Here is a 17,280-nt window from a genome sequence, read left to right as displayed (position 1 = left end):
TTAAATTTATTATTAGTATAATATTAATTTAAATTCATATAATTGTCAAGATTTATTAATAAAAGAAAAATATATTAAATTAAATTGTAATAATTGGATACGAAATATGAAGTCAAATATATATAAGTAATGTTTAAATTCACAAAATTTATTAAAAAACATAGACTAAAATATAACGCTAAATGGAGTTGGAAATAATGATATACGGACTTATATTAGCTGGAGGAAAAGGAAGTAGATTATATCCATTATCAAGGATGAATCGCCCAAAACAATTCTTAGATGTTATAAATGAAAAAAGCTTTCTAGTAAATACTGTAGAAAGAATAGCTCCTTTAATAGAAAAGGATAATATGTATATTGTAACAAATAAGGATTATGAAGATCAGATAAAAGATGAATTAAAAGACATCAATAAAGAAAATATTATAACAGAACCTATGAATAAAGAAACTGCAACATGTATAGGCTTGTCTGCAGTAAAACTTTTAAAAAAAGATCAAGATGCTGTTATGATAGTATTGCCTTCAGATCATTACATTGAAGATGAAAAAGAATATGTAAATACTTTAGCCCAAGCTATAGAATTAGCAAATAGAAGAAAAGCTATAGTAACTTTAGGGATAGAACCTACTAGACCAGAGATTGGCTATGGTTATATAGAAATGGGCGAGCAGGTTAGTGGGGATATAGCCACTTATAAGGTAGCAAGGTTTACAGAAAAGCCAAATCTAGATGTAGCGAAAGAATTTATTTTTACTGGAAACTACCTTTGGAATTCAGGGATGTTTGTATTTAGAGCAGATATAATTTTAAGAGAAATAGAAAAGTATCTTCCTAATGTATACAAATCTTTAATGGAAATATATAGACACATTGGAGCAGAAGATGAAGATGAAGTTATTTTAAAAGAATATGATAGTATAAATGGCATTTCTATTGATTTTGGAGTAATGCAAAGAACAAGAAAAGCTTATGTTATAAAATGCAATTTCCATTGGGATGATATTGGAAGTTTTACAGCTTTAAGCAGATTTTTAGATAGAAAGGAAAGTAATTTTATATCCAAAAATTCTTATTTAGATGATTGTGAAAATTGTGCAGTTTTTGGAGGAAAAAATTTAATTATAGGTCTTGGTGTGAAAGATTTAGTTATTGTAGATGCCGGAGATGTATTACTAGTTATGGATAAAAAACGTGATCAAGAGATAAAACATTTACTTACAAAATTAGAATCAGAAGAAAAATATAAAAAATACTTATAAAATATAACTAAGCTATCTCTAATTTTTGAGATAGCTTTTTAAATTAATTAAAAATTTAATAAATTTTTCCACATAAAATACTTTATTATGAGGTATAATTATTAATAGGGTTTAGATATATAATTAAAAAAATAAGGATGTGACCTTAAGTGTTAATGAATACTCATAAGTTAGTAGCTAACATATTATACGATAATATAGATGATAATAAGAAATTTTTAATAAGTAAGAATAGATTTATATGGGGAACAATAAAGCCAGATTGTGCATCAAAGTATAAATTTACAAAGCACTATTTTGATGAAAGCAGTGATATGATATTAGAGATGATAGAAGATTTAGCAAATATGACTCCAGATGAGGTTATTCAAAATGGAACTGGTAAATTTAGTGCAGAACTTGGAGTTATATGTCATTTTCTATGTGATTACTATTGTATACCACATGCTCAAAGATGGGAATTTAAGAATGCAATGAGGCAACATGTTAATTATGAAAGAGAACTTGCTAAAATTGCAAAGAATTATGATGTATCTTTAATGAGACTTGATAGGCTAGAAGTAAAAGATATTAGAGAATTTATAGATAAAACTCAGGAAATGTATAGGAAAAAAGAAAGTTTTTTAAATGATTTAAATTTTGCATATTATATATGTAACAGTATAGTGCATATGATATTGAAAACAATTATGTCTAACAGTGAAAATATAAATAACTTAAATAATAAAACAATAGTAAATTAATTAAAATAATTAAAAGACTAAGAGGCTTGAATTCATGAATTCAAGCCTCTTAGTCTTTATAAAAATATTTTTTATTTTACAGTAATATTTATTAAGTATAGTAACATATTTATTTATAATGACGTATAAAAATTAAAAAAAACAAACTTTAAAAATAAAGTTGACAAAAACACTTCACATTCATATAATGAACATATGAACAATTACTCATATGAAAGAGAGGATGAAAGATGGGGTCCAATGAAATAAAGATAGATAAATGCAATTGTACAATAATTCATGAGGATACAATAACAAAAGTTAAAGATAAATTGCCTAAAGAAGAAACTCTATATGATTTGGCAGAGCTTTTTAAAGTATTTGGAGATACAACAAGAATAAAGATAATATGCGCTTTATATGAGTCAGAGATGTGTGTATGTGATTTAGCAGCACTTTTAAATATGACACAATCAGCTATATCACATCAACTTAGAACATTAAAAGTAAATAGATTAGTTAAGTTTAAGCGTGTAGGAAAAGTGGTTTATTATTCTCTAGATGATGAACACATAATGAGAATATTTAATGAAGGTCTTAACCACGTAAATGAATAGGAGGTGAAATTATGAGTAAAATTAAATTATCACTTAAAGGACTAGATTGTGCACATTGTGCAGGAAAAATTGAAAATATAGTTTCAGAGTTTAAAGAAGTAAAAAGTTGTACTTTAAACTTTGCATTTAAATTACTAATAGTTGAATATAGTGATTTAAATGAAGAAGAAATGATAAATAAAATAAAAGAAACTGTAAATAAGTTAGAACCTAATGTAGTTGTTGAAAAATATTCAATGTCAGGTGGAAAAAATAACCCAAGAACAGAAAGTGGACATGGGAACAGTAATAAAATTAAATTATCACTTAAAGGACTAGACTGTGCACATTGTGCTGGGAAAATTGAAAATATAGTTTCAGAATTTGATGAAGTAAAAAGTTGTACTTTAAACTTTTCATTTAAATTATTAATAGTTGAATATAGTGGTTTAAATGAAGAGAAAATGATAAATAAAATAAAAGAATCTGTAAATAAATTAGAACCTAACGTAGTTGTTGAAAAATATTCAATGACAAGTGGAAATGATATGCAAAGAAGTGATAGTGGACATGGTTGCAAAGATGGTTGTTGTACAGGACATGAGCATGGACACAGTCATAAAGAAGATGAGAAAAAAGAAAATAAATTTATGAATAGGATACTTGAAAATATACAATTAATAGTAGGAATATTCATATATATTGTAGGAATTTTCTTAGGAGAAAAAAGTAATATTTCTATATACTTCTTTATAATTTCTTATTTATTAGTAGGATATAAAGTAATAGGAATTGCAGTTAAAAATATATTTAAAGGAAACTTTTTTGATGAAAATTTCTTAATGACTATAGCAACTTTAGGAGCATTCGCAGTTGGACAATACCCAGAAGGTGTTGCAGTTATGGTATTTTATGAAATAGGAGAAATGTTCCAAAGTTATGCAGTAAACAAATCAAGAAAATCTATAAGTTCTCTTATGGATATAAAAGCTGAATATGCGAATTTATTTGAAAATGGAAATATAACAAAAGTTAGTCCAGAAGAAGTTAAGATAGATCAAATAATTTTAGTTAAACCAGGTGAAAGAGTTCCTTTAGATGGAGAAATAATAGAAGGAAATACAAGTGTAGATACTTCAGCTTTAACTGGGGAATCAATTCCTATGGAAAAGAAAGTTGGGGAAGAACTTTTAGCTGGAAGTATAAATATAACTGGTACAATAAAAATTAGAGTAAAAAGCGAATTTGAAGAATCAACAGTTGCTAGAATATTAGAGTTAGTTCAAAATGCAAGTAGTAAAAAAGCAAAAACAGAAAAATTTATAACTAAATTTTCAAGATACTATACTCCAGTAGTTGTTTTTTCAGCTATAGCTTTAGCAGTAATACCATCATTAATATTACCTGATGCAAATATAAGACAATGGATTTCAAGAGCACTTATATTCTTAGTAGTATCTTGTCCATGTGCATTAGTAATTTCTGTTCCATTAGGACTATTTGCTGGAATAGGTAGTGCATCTAAAAAAGGTATATTAGTTAAAGGTGGAAATTATTTAGAAATATTAAAAGATCTAGATGCAGTTGTTTTTGATAAAACAGGAACTTTAACAGAAGGTGTATTTAGAGTTACTAAAATTGAATCATTTGATGAATTTAAAAAAGAGCAAGTTCTTCAATATGCAGCAGCTTGTGAGAAGTTTTCTAACCATCCAATAGGAAAATCAATTGTTGATGAATACAAGTTAAGCAAACAAAAAGATATAGACGAAATAGAAGTTACAAATCATAAAGAAATCTCAGGAATGGGAATAAGCGGAGATATTGAAGGTAATAATGTGCTAGTAGGTAACTTTAAGCTTATGAAAGAAAATAATATAAAAGTAAATGAAATAGAAAGTTTAGGAACAATAGTATATGTAGCAGTTAATAATATTTTTAAAGGTTATATAACTATATCAGATAAAATAAAGAAAGATTCAAAAGAAGCAATAGAAGCTCTAAAAGAAATTGGGGTTAAGAAAGTTGTAATGCTAACTGGTGATAATAAAAAGGTTGGAGAGGCAGTTGGTAAAGAACTTGGATTAGATGAAGTACATTCAGAGCTTTTACCTGTAAATAAAGTTGAAAAACTAGAAAATATAATAGAATCTAAAGAAGTTAATCGTGTAGCATTTATAGGAGATGGAATAAATGATGCTCCAGTACTTGCTAGAGCTGACTTAGGAGTTGCTATGGGAGGAATAGGTTCAGACGCAGCTATAGAAGCAGCGGATGTAGTTTTAATGAAAGATAATCCTTTAGCATTAAAAGAAGCAATATTACTTGCAAGAAAAACAAATAAAATTCTATGGCAAAATATAATTTTTTCATTAGGAGTTAAATTTTTAGTTTTATTAATGGCAGTATTTGGACTTGCTAATATGTGGGAAGCAGTTTTTGCTGATGTAGGAGTTACTTTAATAGCAGTTTTAAATTCAATGAGAGCGCTTAAATAACAACTAATTCCATTGACAAAAGTTCATTAAGTAAGTATAATTCTAAATGAACTTTCAGGCGAGAGGGAAAAGGCATTAGAGAATAATTTTATTCTCATCTTATAAAGCTTAATGCTTTATTATAAAACTGGGATGAAGTTTATGTGTAAATATATTTATGCATAAACTTTATTTTTTCTTTAAATTTAGCAATACATATTAAATAATAAATACACATAGTAAAAAGTTAATAGAAAAAGTAATTTTAAAAAAATGGATTAAATACATATAAATATGGTAGAATAAAAAATAATAGTTAAAAATTTCACATCTCAAGATTTTGGGAGAGAATTAGTAGAGTAAGGAGACATAGAGATGGAAAAGAAAAAAAATATTTCTATGGCTGTTATAAAAAGATTGCCTAAATATCATAGATATTTAAATGAATTATTAAAAAATGATGTTGATAGAATATCTTCAAAAGAATTAGGGGAAAAGATAGGATTCACTGCATCACAAATAAGACAGGATTTAAATTGCTTTGGTGACTTTGGGCAACAAGGATACGGCTATAATGTAAGAGAATTAAGTAGTAAAATAAGTACTATTTTAGGATTGGATAATGTGCATAATGGAGTTATTGTTGGAGCTGGGAATATAGGTCAAGCAATTGCTAATTATACTAGATTTGGAAAAATGAGCTTTGATTTAAAGGGGATTTTTGATGCAAATCCAAAGCTTATAGGAATAAAAATAAGAGATATATCAATTGAAGATATTGATGATTTAGATAAATTTTTAGCAAACAATAAAATAGATATTGGAGTTGTTTGCGTTCCAAGAATAAATGCACAAAAAGTTTGTGATGTACTTGTAGCAGGTGGCATTAAAGCTATTTGGAACTTTGCACCTGTAGATTTAGTAGTTCCAGATGATGTTATTGTTGAAAATGTACATTTAAGTGAAAGTTTACTTACACTTATTTATCTTTTACATAACAAATAAAAAAATATAAATTTAATTATTGATTGGATGAAGGTAAAAAATTTGTATAATTTTTCACAAAGGATATTGCAAAAAATTTAACGAAGTATTATAATTGTAATTGAAGTTGAAAGACTTCAATTATTTTTTTGTTTTTGTTTGTTATATTATTAACAAACAGATAAAATTTACTATAAAATGTTAACAATAAACAATAAAGTATAAAATTTGCTATTTAAAATAAAGAGGGTTGTATTAAGGAGGACTTTAGTATGGAATTAAAAAATGTACTTCTTGAAAAGGAAGGAAACTTAGCTATTGTAACTATCAATAGACCAAAAGCATTAAATGCTTTAAATTCAGAAACTTTAAAAGATTTAAATACAGTAATTGATGATTTAGAAAAAGATAATAATATCTATGCTGTAATCTTAACAGGGGCTGGAGAAAAGTCATTTGTTGCAGGTGCAGATATATCAGAAATGAAAGATCTAAATGAAGAACAAGGAAGAGAATTTGGAATCTTAGGAAATAAAGTTTTTAGAAGATTAGAAACTTTGGACAAGCCTGTAATTGCTGCTATATCAGGATTTGCTTTAGGTGGAGGATGCGAACTTGCAATGAGTTGTGATATAAGAATAGCATCAGAAAAAGCTAAATTCGCTCAACCTGAATCAGGACTTGGAATAACACCAGGATTTGGTGGAACTCAAAGACTACCTAGAATAGTTGGTCTTGGAAAAGCTAAAGAACTTATTTATACAGGAGAAATTATAAAGGCAGATGAAGCTTTAAGAATAGGATTAGTTAATAAAGTAGTAGCTTTAGAAGAGCTTATGAATGAAGCTAAAGCTATGGCAAATAAAATAATGGTTAATGCTCCAATAGCAGTTAGACTTTGTAAAGATGCAATTAACAGAGGAATGCAAGTTGGAATGGATGAAGCCATAATGATAGAAGCAGAAGACTTTGGAAAATGTTTCTCAACAGAAGATCAAACTGAAGGAATGACTGCTTTCATGGAGAGAAGAGAAAAGAATTTCCAAAATAAATAATTAGTAAATTAGATAATAAAAACAAAGATTATTTTATATAAAAAATCAGGGTGTAATGAATAGGAGGGCAATTTAAATGAATTTCCAATTAACTAGAGAACAAGAATTAGTAAGACAAATGGTTAGAGAATTCGCTATAAACGAAGTAAAGCCAATTGCAGCTGAAATCGATGAAACAGAAAGATTTCCAATGGAAAACGTTGAAAAAATGGCTAAATTAGGAATGATGGGTATTCCATTTCCTAAAGAATTCGGAGGAGCTGGCGGAGACACTCTTTCATATATATTAGCAGTAGAAGAATTATCAAAAGTATGTGGTACAACTGGAGTTATACTTTCAGCTCACACTTCTCTTTGTGCTTCACTTATCAACCAATTTGGTAATCCAGCACAAAAAGAAAAATACTTAAGAGACCTTGCAACAGGTAAAAAAATAGGTGCTTTTGGATTAACTGAACCAGGAGCTGGTACAGATGCAGCAGGTCAACAAACTACTGCAGTTTTAGAAGGAGATAATTATATCTTAAATGGATCAAAAATATTCATAACAAATGGTGGAGTTGCAGAAACTTTCGTTATATTTGCTATGACAGATAAGAGTAAAGGAACAAAAGGAATTTCAGCTTTCATAGTTGAAAAATCATTCCCAGGTTTCTCAGTAGGTAAAGTAGAAGATAAATTAGGAATTAGAGCTTCATCAACTACAGAACTTATAATGGAAAACTGTGTAGTACCAAAAGAAAACTTAATTGGTAAAGAAGGAAAAGGATTTGCAATAGCAATGAAAACTCTTGATGGAGGAAGAATTGGTATAGCAGCTCAAGCTTTAGGAATTGCAGAAGGTGCATTAGAAGAAGCAGTAGCATACATGAAAGAAAGAAAACAATTTAATAGACCATTAGCAGCATTCCAAGGATTACAATGGATGATTGCAGAAATGGATACTAAAGTTGAAGCAGCTAGACATTTAGTATATAAAGCAGCATTCTTAAAAGAAGCAGGTCTTCCATACACAGTAGATGCTGCAAGAGCTAAACTTTTTGCTGCAGATGTAGCAATGGAAGTTACTACTAAAGCAGTACAAATATTCGGTGGATATGGATACACTAAAGAGTACCCAGTAGAAAGAATGATGAGAGATGCTAAGATAACTGAAATTTATGAAGGTACTTCAGAAGTTCAAAAAATGGTTATCGCAGGAAGCAAGTTAAGATAAAAAGGGGAGGCTTAAAAATGAATATAGTAGTTTGTTTAAAACAAGTTCCAGATACAACAGCAGTAAAGATTGATCCTAAAACAGGAACACTTATAAGAGATGGAGTTCCATCAATAATTAACCCAGAAGATAAGCATGCATTAGAAGCAGCTTTACAAATAAAAGAAAATAGTGGAGCAAAAATAACAGTAATAAGTATGGGACCTCCACAAGCTAAAGAAGCTTTAAGAGAAGCTTTATGTATGGGAGCTGATGAAGCAGTTCTTATAACTGATAGAGCATTTGCTGGAGCAGATACATTAGCTACTTCAAACGCTTTAGCAGGAGCTATAAGAAAATTAGAATATGATATTGTATTTGCTGGAAGACAAGCAATTGATGGAGATACTGCACAAGTAGGACCAGAAATTGCTGAACATTTAAATATTCCTCAAGTAACTTATGTTCAAGATGTTAAAGTTGAAGCTGATGGATTATTAGTAAACAGAGCATTAGAAGACGGACACGAAATGATAAAAGTTCAAACTCCATGTCTTTTAACTGCAATTGAAGAATTAAATGTTCCAAGATATATGAATGTTGGATTAATCTTCGATACAAAAGACAAAGAAATCACTATTTGGTCAGCTGATGACATAGATGTAGATAAAGCAGTTCTTGGATTAAAAGGTTCACCTACAAAGGTTAAAAAATCAATGACTAAAGAAGCTAAAGGTGCCGGAGAATTAGTTAAAGAAGGACCTAAAGACGCTGCAGCATATGTTGTTGGAAAATTAAAAGAAAAGCACTACATCTAATAGGAATAGGGAGGTAACTTGAAATGAATTTAGCAGATTTTAAAGGCGTATGGGTATTCGCTGAACAAAGAGGCGGAGAACTACAAAAAGTATCATTAGAATTATTAGGCGAAGGTAGAAAAATTGCAGATAAATTAGGAGTTGAATTAACAGCTCTATTATTAGGACACAATGTAGAAGGATTAGCTACTACTTTAGGTGAGCACGGAGCTGATAAAGTTATATTAGCAGATCATGAAGAATTAGCTAATTACACTACTGATGGATATACAAAAGTAATTTGTGATTTAGCAACAGAAAGAAAACCAGGAATATTATTCATAGGAGCAACTTTCATAGGAAGAGATTTAGGACCAAGAGTTGCAGCTAGATTAACAACTGGATTAACTGCTGATTGTACTCAATTAGATGTAGTTCCAGAAGAGAACGGAGCTCTTTTAGCTACAAGACCTGCATTTGGTGGAAACTTAATGGCAACAATTGCTTGTCCAGATCATAGACCACAAATGGCTACAGTAAGACCTGGAGTATTCTCAAAGGTAGAAGAAAAAAATGAAAAATTTGAAATAGAAAAAATTGAAGTAGCTTTAACAAGTGCTGATATAAGAACTAAAGTTATAGAAGTAGTTAAAGATGCCAAAGATGTAGTAGATATCGGTGAAGCTAAAGTTTTAGTTGCTGGTGGAAGAGGAATGGGAAGCCAAGAAAACTTTAATAAATTAAAAGAATTAGCTGAAGTTTTAGGTGGAACAGTAGCCGCATCAAGAGGTGCTATAGACAAAGGATGGATAGAAAGAGATTACCAAGTTGGTCAAACTGGTAAAACTGTAAGACCAAGTATTTATATTGCTTGTGGTATTTCAGGAGCTATTCAACATACAGCTGGTATGCAAGATTCAGATATGATTATAGCAATCAATAAAGATGAATCTGCTCCAATTATGAAAATTGCTGATTATGCAATAGTTGGTGATGTAAATAAAGTATTACCAGAATTAGTTGCACAATTTAAAGCAGTAGTAGAATAGAACTTAAAATTGTCAGGTGATGAACAAATCATCACCTGAATTTAAAAAATGTATAGGTATAAATGAATTTAAATTGAAATTAGGAGGCGGACCATTATGAAAAAAGTATTTGTATTAGGTGCAGGAACAATGGGAGCTGGTATAGTTCAAGCTTTCGCACAAAAAGGATATGAAGTTATTGTTAGAGATATAAAAGATGAATTTGTTCAAAGAGGAATTGCTGGAATAGATAAAAGTCTTACTAGATTAGTTTCTAAAGGAAAAATGACTGAAGAAGTTAAAGAAGAAATACTAGGAAGAATTTCAGGAACAACTGACATGAATATGGCAGCTGATTGTGATTTAGTAGTAGAAGCAGCAGTTGAAAACATGAAAATCAAAAAAGAAATTTTCGCTGAATTAGATAAAATCTGCAAACCAGAAACTATTTTAGCTTCAAACACTTCATCATTATCAATAACTGAAGTTGCTTCAGCTACATCAAGACCAGAAAAAGTTATAGGAATGCATTTCTTTAACCCAGCTCCAGTAATGAAGCTAGTTGAAATTATAAGAGGAATAGCTACAAGCCAAGAAACTTTTGATGCTGTAAAAGAATTATCAGTAGCAATTGGTAAAGAACCAGTAGAAGTTGCAGAAGCTCCAGGATTCGTAGTAAATAGAATCTTAATTCCAATGATTAATGAAGCTTCATTTATTCTTCAAGAAGGAATAGCTACAGTTGAAGATATTGACACAGCTATGAAATATGGAGCTAACCACCCAATGGGACCATTAGCTTTAGGAGACTTAATAGGATTAGATGTTTGTTTAGCAATCATGGATGTTTTATTCAATGAAACAGGAGATAATAAATATAGAGCTTCAAACATATTAAGAAAATATGTTAGAGCTGGATGGCTTGGAAGAAAAACAGGTAAAGGTTTCTACGATTACAGCAAGTAATCTTATAGATTTTATAGAACTGCCAATTTGGCAGTTCTTTTTATATAAAGAGGAGTGAATTTATTTATTCACTCCTCTTTTATTAATAGTAAACAGATTTTGGTGGTTTTCTTTTTTTAGCTAATCTTTTAGGTGGTCGATTTTTATTTTTAAATTTTTTAATTCCTATTTTTATACCTATGTAAGATAATTTTATTGCTACATATATAAAGAATACATATATAAATCCATATAATCCCCAAAAAACATCACCAAATTCGGCTTGACCTTGTCCAGTTAGTTTTTGTTGGATTTCTATAGCAACTGTTATAAAAATAAGTATAGTAAAAGTATAAATAAAAGAAACAGCAGTAAGAGAATATTTAGCAACTATTTTAAATAAAAAATGTGATAGAGCAAATATTATTATTCCTAAAGCACCAATAAAAATAAAATGTAATTGTTTGTCTGTAAATCCATATCCATTAGAACCAAGAATTTCAACAGATTTATGATGAATTGAATTCATAATATCAACTAATATTTTTAAAACCTCTATCAAGAAAATTCCCCCTTTTATGATATTTTATAGTAATATTTTACCATAAATACAAAATAAAAGTTTTATAAATATTGTTATATTTAAAATTTTTAAGAATATACACAATATTGAATCTTTATTACAATAAATGGTATAATATATAAAAATAGGTTAAGGGTAAAGAGGGGGATGTTTGTGTTTAAAATTATTGGGAAAAAAGTTTTAGCAGATAATTTATTTTTAATGGATATTGAAGCACCAAGAGTTGCAAAATCAGCAAAGCCAGGTCAATTTATAATAATAAAAAATGGTGAAAAGGGAGAAAGAATTCCACTAACAATAGCTGATTTTAATAAAGGAAAAGGAACTGTAACTATAGTATTTCAAACTGTAGGGGAAGGAACAAAAGAACTTTCAGAACTTAATGCGGGAGAAAGTGTATCAGACTTTGTTGGTCCATTAGGAAGAGAAAGTGAATTTGTTTTAGAAGATATAAATGAACTTAAACATAAAAAATTTATTTTTATTGCTGGTGGAGTTGGAGCAGCACCAGTTTATCCTCAAGTTAAATGGATGAAAGAGCATGGAATAGATGTTGATGTAATAGTAGGAACTAGAACAAAAGATCTTTTAATTTTTGAAGAAGAAATGAAAAAAGTAGCTAAAAACTATTATGTTTCTACAGATGATGGTTCATATGGGTTCAATGGTAGAGTTACTGATTGTTTATCTGATTTAATAAAAAATAAAGGGAAAAAATATGATCATGCAATAGTTATAGGGCCTATGATAATGATGAAATTTATGTGTATGTTAACAAAAGAACTTAATATTCCTACAACAGTTAGTTTAAATCCTATTATGGTTGATGGCACAGGAATGTGTGGGGCTTGTAGAGTAACTGTTGGAGATGAGGTTAAATTTGCTTGTGTTGATGGACCAGAATTTGATGGTCACTTAGTTAATTTTGATGAAGCAATGAGAAGACAGCAAATTTATAAAACAGAGGAAGGTAGGGCTTTCTTAAAGAAAAAAGAAGGGGATACACATCATGGAGGATGTGGTAATTGTGGGGGTGAAGAATAATGAATATGGAAGATAGAATGAAGAGAATACCTGTAAGAGAGCAAGAAGCAAGTATTAGAGCTAAAAATTTTGATGAAGTTTGTATTGGATATAATGAAGAAGAAGCAATTAAAGAGGCAATTAGATGTTTAAATTGTAAAAATGCAAGATGTATTCAAAAATGCCCAGTAAGTATAAACATACCTGGTTTTATTAGCAAAGTAAAAGAAGGAAATTTTGAAGATGCAGCAAAAATTATTGCAGAATCTTCAGCTCTTCCAGCAGTTTGTGGAAGAGTATGTCCACAAGAAACACAATGTGAAGGTAATTGTGTTTTAGGAATTAAGGGAGATTCTGTTTCAATAGGAAAACTAGAGAGATTCGTAGCAGATTGGTCAAGAGAGCATAATATAGATCTTTCTGACAGAGAAGAATTAAATGGTAAAAGAGTTGCAGTTATAGGAAGTGGACCAGCTGGACTTACTTGTGCTGGAGATTTAGCTAAACTTGGATATGATGTAACTATATTTGAAGCTCTTCATGAAGCAGGTGGAGTACTTGTTTATGGTATTCCTGAATTCAGACTTCCTAAAGATACAGTTGTTAAAAGTGAAGTAGAAAATGTAAAAAAATTAGGAGTTAAAATAGAGACTAATATAGTTGTAGGTAAGACTGTTACTATAGATGAGCTTATAGAAGATGAAAAATTTGATGCTGTATTTATAGGTTCAGGAGCAGGACTTCCAAGATTTATGGGGATAAAAGGAGAAAACTCAAATGGTGTATTCTCAGCAAATGAGATATTGACTAGAAGTAATTTAATGAAAGCTTTTAAAGATGGTTATAGAACTCCTATAAGAGCAGGTTCAAAAGTTGCGGTAGTAGGAGGAGGAAATGTTGCAATGGATGCAGCGAGAACCGCTTTAAGGCTTGGAGCAGAAACTCATATAGTTTATAGAAGGAGTGAAGCTGAACTTCCAGCAAGAGTAGAAGAAATTCATCATGCAAAAGAAGAAGGAGTAATTTTTGATATTTTAACAAATCCAACAGAAATATTAAGTGATGAAAATGGATGGGTTAAAGGAATGAAATGTGTAAAAATGGAGCTTGGAGAACCGGATGAATCAGGAAGAAGAAGACCAGTAGAGATAAAAGGTTCAGAATTTATATTAGATGTAGATACTGTAATAATGTCTCTTGGTACTTCACCAAATCCACTTATAACTTCTACAACTAAGGGGTTAGATAAAAATAAAAGAGGATGTATAATTGCTACAGAAGAGTTTGGAGAAACATCAAGAAATGGTGTTTTTGCAGGAGGAGATGCAGTAACAGGAGCTGCAACAGTAATTCTTGCAATGGGAGCTGGAAAAAAGGCAGCAAAAGGTATACATGAATATTTAAAAACAGTATAAAACTTAAAAAGGTATTTTATAGGATTTATTATAAAAACACTCATGAAAATTATAATTCATGAGTGTTTTTATTTTGTTATTTAAATATATAGGTAAAATTAATAATTTATATGAAATAATAGTTTTAGTATTTAAAAATAACAACTGAATAATTAAAAAAATAATAAGAGAAGAGTTGGAATATAGTTATAAATAATTAAGTGTGGTATAATTAACAAAAAACATTATTAAATAATTATTATTCTAAAGCATTATTAAAAAAGATATGGTTAAACTAAAATAAATAGTTTTTTAGAATGATAAAATATTTTAATAGATTGGAGAAAAAATATGGATTACAAAGATATAAAATATTTAGAAGATAAAGTAATTTTAGAAGGAGTTAAAAATTTTAACATAAAGCAAATATTAGAGTGTGGACAATGTTTTAGATGGGATAAAGTTGGAGAAATGAACTATATAATAGTTGCTTTTGGAAAAGTTTTAGAAATTCTTCAAGAAGAAGATAAAGTTACATTCTTAAATACTAATAAAGAAGATTTTGAAAAAATTTGGTTTAAGTATTTTGATTTAGATAGAGATTATGATGCAATAAAAGCAGCTTTAAGTTTTGATGATACATTAAAAAGTAGTGTTGAGTATGGTTACGGAATAAGACTTATAAATCAAGAAGCCTTTGAATTATTAATAAGCTTTATAATATCAGCAAGAAATAGTATTCCTTCAATTAAAAAGACAATACTTAAAATAAGTCAAAGATGGGGAAATGAAATACAATATAAAGGAAACATATATTATACTTTCCCAACACCAGAAATGTTAAAAGATGCAACTGAAGATGAAATAAGAGAAACAGGAGCTTCTTTTAGAAGTAAATATATAGTTGATACTGTGAAAAATGTAAATGATGATTTAAATAATCCAGATGGAACTTATAATTTAGAAAGAATTATTAGTTTAAGTGATGATGAATGTCATACTGCACTTCAAGCTTTTAAAGGAGTAGGAGCTAAAGTTGCAGATTGTATAATGTTATTCTCAATGGGAAAACAATCAGCATTTCCAGTTGATGTATGGGTAAAAAGAGCAATGATGCATTTCTATAATGCAGAAGAAGGTTCATTAAATAAAATAAGAATTTTTGGTAGAACAAAATTCGGACAATATGCTGGATTTGCACAACAATATTTATTCTATTATGCTAGAGAAAATGGAATAAAGTTATAATAAAATAAGTTATAGCATAGTAAATTAGAGTATGATTTTTAAAATTATGCTCTTTTTATTTTTTTAGTATGAGTAGTAATAGAAAATATATTGTTTATGTGACTAAATGACTTATATGTTAAATATTAAGTAAATAAATGATTAAACGAGTATAGAAATTAGAGAAGAAAATTTTTATGAGGGAGATTATGGAGATAAAAGAAAAGTTTTTAGAGTTAAATAAAAGAAATTTTGATAATGATGAGGTTATAAATATATTATTACATATGATTTTATGTGTAATGCCTTTAATATTGTCTAGTAAAGGAAATGATAGATATTATTATCCAAAAGCTTTATTTTTGTATGGAATAGGAATTTTAATATTTATATTAATGATAAAAGAAAGAACAAAATTAAATATGAGGACAGATAAAATATTTATTTTATTTTTTATATTACTTGTTTTATCTACTATAAATTCTATGGATATAAGTAGATCTATAACAGGAGGAACTTGGAGATATGAAGGGATAATAACTTTGTTTATGTATGGAGTTATTTTTATATCTGCAAGTAAATATTTTAAGTTAAGTAAGTTAGGGATAAACTTATTTTTATTTAGTGGATTAATAGTTGCCATATATTATATAATTCAAAATTTAGGTTATGAACCTTTAAATTTTTTGCTTAAAAATGCGGAAAAAATGAACTCAACAATAGGAAATAGAAACTTTTTAAGTAGTTATCTACTTATATTTTTAGCTTTATCAATGTGTGGTTTTATCTTTTACAAAAACAAAAAATGCTTTATATATTCTTTAATATATTTTTTAGCTCTTATATATTCTAAGACAAGAGGTGGATGGATAAGTTTAGGGATTTTTAGTTTACTAGGTTTATATTTCATAATAAAAGATAGAAATAGATTAAAGAGAGCAACAATAATAGTTATTTCGTTTACTCTAATATTTTTTGTAGTGAATTTATTTAATAGTGGAGAGTTTATGGAAAGATTAGAAACTGTAAAAGAAGATGCAATAAATATAAAAGATTCTAGTTCAGGAAGTGGGCGAATAGGAATATATAAAGGTGCTATAAATATGATAAAAGAAAGACCATTTTTAGGAACAGGAGTATCTTGCTTCTGGAAAGGCTTTCAATTAGATGCTCCAAAAGATGTTTTAGATTCATGGAAGTCTAAAAAGAGTATGGTTGATAAAGCACATAATGAAATATTAAATTATGCTGCGACTAGCGGAGTTCCAGCAGCTATATTATATATAATTTTAATTTTTTTAGTTTTCTATAGGCTATGGAAGAATAAAGAAGATGATAGAGTTAGAACTATATTAATAATTTTATTTGGATATGTAGTACAAGCTAATTTGAATATAAGTGTAGTACCAGTTGCACCCTTATTTTGGATTATACTTGGGATAGGATCAAATATAGAAATTATTAAAAATTTAAAAATGGAAGATAAAGAGAAAAATGTTATAATGTAATGAGAATTAAAGTAATATAGAAATATATTACTATAATTAATTATAAAAACAAAAAATAAGGCAATAATATTTAAGGAAATATTTGAATTTAATTTTTAGAAAAGCTATTATAATAATTAAGGATTAGCACTCGAACAGGTAGAGTGCTAATAATCAGAAAATTAAATTTTTATATTAAATATTAAAAGGGAGGGTTTTATTATGATTAAACCATTAGGTGATAGAGTTGTAATTAAAAGATTAGAAGCAGAAGAAAAAACTAAAAGCGGAATTCTTTTAACAGGTACAGCTAAAGAAAGACCACAAGAAGCAGAGGTTGTAGCAGTAGGACCAGGAACAAATGAAGTGAAAATGGAAGTTAAAATAGGAGACAAAGTTCTTTATGCTAAATATACTGGAACGGAAGTTAAGGTAGATGGAGAAGAATTTATTATAGTTAAGCAAGAAGATATACTTGCTATTGTTGAGTAGGAGGGGATTT

At 28.6% G+C, this 17,280-nt stretch carries 16 protein-coding genes; 15 read left to right on the top strand and 1 reads right to left on the bottom strand.

Annotated features, from left to right (window positions below; translation table 11 throughout):
* Window positions 1-197 precede the first annotated feature (197 nt).
* From HMPREF1092_RS11215 to HMPREF1092_RS11170, 10 genes are all read left to right on the top strand, one after another.
* Window positions 198-1,265 carry a mannose-1-phosphate guanylyltransferase gene (locus HMPREF1092_RS11215; protein ID WP_002598786.1) on the top strand — a complete coding sequence of 356 codons (1,068 nt, stop codon included), beginning with the start codon at window positions 198-200 and terminating at the stop codon, window positions 1,263-1,265.
* Between the two features lie 155 nt (window positions 1,266-1,420).
* Window positions 1,421-2,008 (top strand): zinc dependent phospholipase C family protein, encoded by a 588-nt coding sequence (locus HMPREF1092_RS11210; RefSeq protein ID WP_040414195.1) that lies wholly within the window; start codon window positions 1,421-1,423, stop codon window positions 2,006-2,008.
* A gap of 230 nt (window positions 2,009-2,238) precedes the next feature.
* Entirely contained in the window at window positions 2,239-2,604 is a 366-nt protein-coding gene (locus HMPREF1092_RS11205) for an ArsR/SmtB family transcription factor (RefSeq protein WP_002598784.1), read from the top strand.
* A gap of 11 nt (window positions 2,605-2,615) precedes the next feature.
* Entirely contained in the window at window positions 2,616-5,081 is a 2,466-nt protein-coding gene (locus HMPREF1092_RS11200) for a heavy metal translocating P-type ATPase (protein ID WP_002598783.1), read from the top strand.
* A gap of 354 nt (window positions 5,082-5,435) precedes the next feature.
* A complete protein-coding gene (locus HMPREF1092_RS11195) occupies window positions 5,436-6,065 on the top strand; it encodes a redox-sensing transcriptional repressor Rex (protein ID WP_002598782.1) in 630 nt (209 codons plus the stop codon).
* 251 nt (window positions 6,066-6,316) lie between these two features.
* Window positions 6,317-7,099, top strand: coding sequence for a short-chain-enoyl-CoA hydratase (locus tag HMPREF1092_RS11190; RefSeq protein WP_002598781.1), 783 nt, complete (start codon window positions 6,317-6,319; stop codon window positions 7,097-7,099).
* 76 nt (window positions 7,100-7,175) lie between these two features.
* The gene (locus tag HMPREF1092_RS11185; RefSeq protein ID WP_002598780.1) at window positions 7,176-8,315 is read left to right on the top strand and encodes an acyl-CoA dehydrogenase; all 1,140 of its coding nucleotides are present in this window, start codon (window positions 7,176-7,178) and stop codon (window positions 8,313-8,315) included.
* A gap of 17 nt (window positions 8,316-8,332) precedes the next feature.
* A complete protein-coding gene (locus tag HMPREF1092_RS11180) occupies window positions 8,333-9,112 on the top strand; it encodes an electron transfer flavoprotein subunit beta/FixA family protein (RefSeq protein ID WP_002598779.1) in 780 nt (259 codons plus the stop codon).
* A 23-nt stretch (window positions 9,113-9,135) separates the two neighbouring features.
* Window positions 9,136-10,140 (top strand): electron transfer flavoprotein subunit alpha/FixB family protein, encoded by a 1,005-nt coding sequence (locus HMPREF1092_RS11175; RefSeq protein WP_002598778.1) that lies wholly within the window; start codon window positions 9,136-9,138, stop codon window positions 10,138-10,140.
* 96 nt (window positions 10,141-10,236) lie between these two features.
* Window positions 10,237-11,085 carry a 3-hydroxybutyryl-CoA dehydrogenase gene (locus HMPREF1092_RS11170; RefSeq protein ID WP_002598777.1) on the top strand — a complete coding sequence of 283 codons (849 nt, stop codon included), beginning with the start codon at window positions 10,237-10,239 and terminating at the stop codon, window positions 11,083-11,085.
* Window positions 11,086-11,167: 82 nt separating this feature from the next.
* Here the strand turns inward: HMPREF1092_RS11170 and HMPREF1092_RS11165 are convergent, their stop codons facing one another.
* Window positions 11,168-11,626, bottom strand: coding sequence for a hypothetical protein (locus HMPREF1092_RS11165; RefSeq protein ID WP_002598776.1), 459 nt, complete (start codon window positions 11,624-11,626; stop codon window positions 11,168-11,170).
* A gap of 174 nt (window positions 11,627-11,800) precedes the next feature.
* Between HMPREF1092_RS11165 and HMPREF1092_RS11160 the strand changes: the two genes are divergently transcribed.
* The 5 genes from HMPREF1092_RS11160 (at window position 11,801) to HMPREF1092_RS11140 (ending at window position 17,270) form a co-directional block, all read left to right on the top strand.
* A complete protein-coding gene (locus tag HMPREF1092_RS11160) occupies window positions 11,801-12,691 on the top strand; it encodes a sulfide/dihydroorotate dehydrogenase-like FAD/NAD-binding protein (protein ID WP_002598775.1) in 891 nt (296 codons plus the stop codon).
* A complete protein-coding gene (gene gltA, locus HMPREF1092_RS11155) occupies window positions 12,691-14,085 on the top strand; it encodes an NADPH-dependent glutamate synthase (RefSeq protein ID WP_002598774.1) in 1,395 nt (464 codons plus the stop codon). Before HMPREF1092_RS11160 ends, gltA begins: the two co-directional genes overlap by 1 nt.
* Window positions 14,086-14,415: 330 nt before the next feature.
* On the top strand, window positions 14,416-15,312 hold the full coding sequence (locus tag HMPREF1092_RS11150) for a DNA-3-methyladenine glycosylase family protein (protein WP_002598773.1): 897 nt from the start codon (window positions 14,416-14,418) through the stop codon (window positions 15,310-15,312).
* Window positions 15,313-15,500: 188 nt separating this feature from the next.
* On the top strand, window positions 15,501-16,799 hold the full coding sequence (locus HMPREF1092_RS11145) for an O-antigen ligase family protein (protein WP_002598772.1): 1,299 nt from the start codon (window positions 15,501-15,503) through the stop codon (window positions 16,797-16,799).
* Between the two features lie 198 nt (window positions 16,800-16,997).
* The gene (locus tag HMPREF1092_RS11140; RefSeq protein ID WP_040413706.1) at window positions 16,998-17,270 is read left to right on the top strand and encodes a co-chaperone GroES; all 273 of its coding nucleotides are present in this window, start codon (window positions 16,998-17,000) and stop codon (window positions 17,268-17,270) included.
* Window positions 17,271-17,280: the final 10 nt, after the last annotated feature.

Source organism: Clostridium thermobutyricum, from assembly GCF_000371465.1.
Lineage (GTDB): Bacteria > Bacillota > Clostridia > Clostridiales > Clostridiaceae > Clostridium > Clostridium thermobutyricum.
This window is presented reverse-complemented; position numbering and strand designations above follow the sequence as displayed.

Coding starts and splice junctions, on each gene's coding strand:
- HMPREF1092_RS11200 (WP_002598783.1), top strand. CDS start 2,616: ATGAGTAAAATTAAATTATCACTTAAAGGACTAGATTGTGCACATTGT.
- HMPREF1092_RS11175 (WP_002598778.1), top strand. CDS start 9,136: ATGAATTTAGCAGATTTTAAAGGCGTATGGGTATTCGCTGAACAAAGA.
- HMPREF1092_RS11190 (WP_002598781.1), top strand. CDS start 6,317: ATGGAATTAAAAAATGTACTTCTTGAAAAGGAAGGAAACTTAGCTATT.
- HMPREF1092_RS11180 (WP_002598779.1), top strand. CDS start 8,333: ATGAATATAGTAGTTTGTTTAAAACAAGTTCCAGATACAACAGCAGTA.
- HMPREF1092_RS11150 (WP_002598773.1), top strand. CDS start 14,416: ATGGATTACAAAGATATAAAATATTTAGAAGATAAAGTAATTTTAGAA.
- HMPREF1092_RS11195 (WP_002598782.1), top strand. CDS start 5,436: ATGGAAAAGAAAAAAAATATTTCTATGGCTGTTATAAAAAGATTGCCT.
- HMPREF1092_RS11210 (WP_040414195.1), top strand. CDS start 1,421: ATGAATACTCATAAGTTAGTAGCTAACATATTATACGATAATATAGAT.
- gltA (WP_002598774.1), top strand. CDS start 12,691: ATGAATATGGAAGATAGAATGAAGAGAATACCTGTAAGAGAGCAAGAA.
- HMPREF1092_RS11185 (WP_002598780.1), top strand. CDS start 7,176: ATGAATTTCCAATTAACTAGAGAACAAGAATTAGTAAGACAAATGGTT.
- HMPREF1092_RS11215 (WP_002598786.1), top strand. CDS start 198: ATGATATACGGACTTATATTAGCTGGAGGAAAAGGAAGTAGATTATAT.
- HMPREF1092_RS11170 (WP_002598777.1), top strand. CDS start 10,237: ATGAAAAAAGTATTTGTATTAGGTGCAGGAACAATGGGAGCTGGTATA.
- HMPREF1092_RS11145 (WP_002598772.1), top strand. CDS start 15,501: ATGGAGATAAAAGAAAAGTTTTTAGAGTTAAATAAAAGAAATTTTGAT.
- HMPREF1092_RS11205 (WP_002598784.1), top strand. CDS start 2,239: ATGGGGTCCAATGAAATAAAGATAGATAAATGCAATTGTACAATAATT.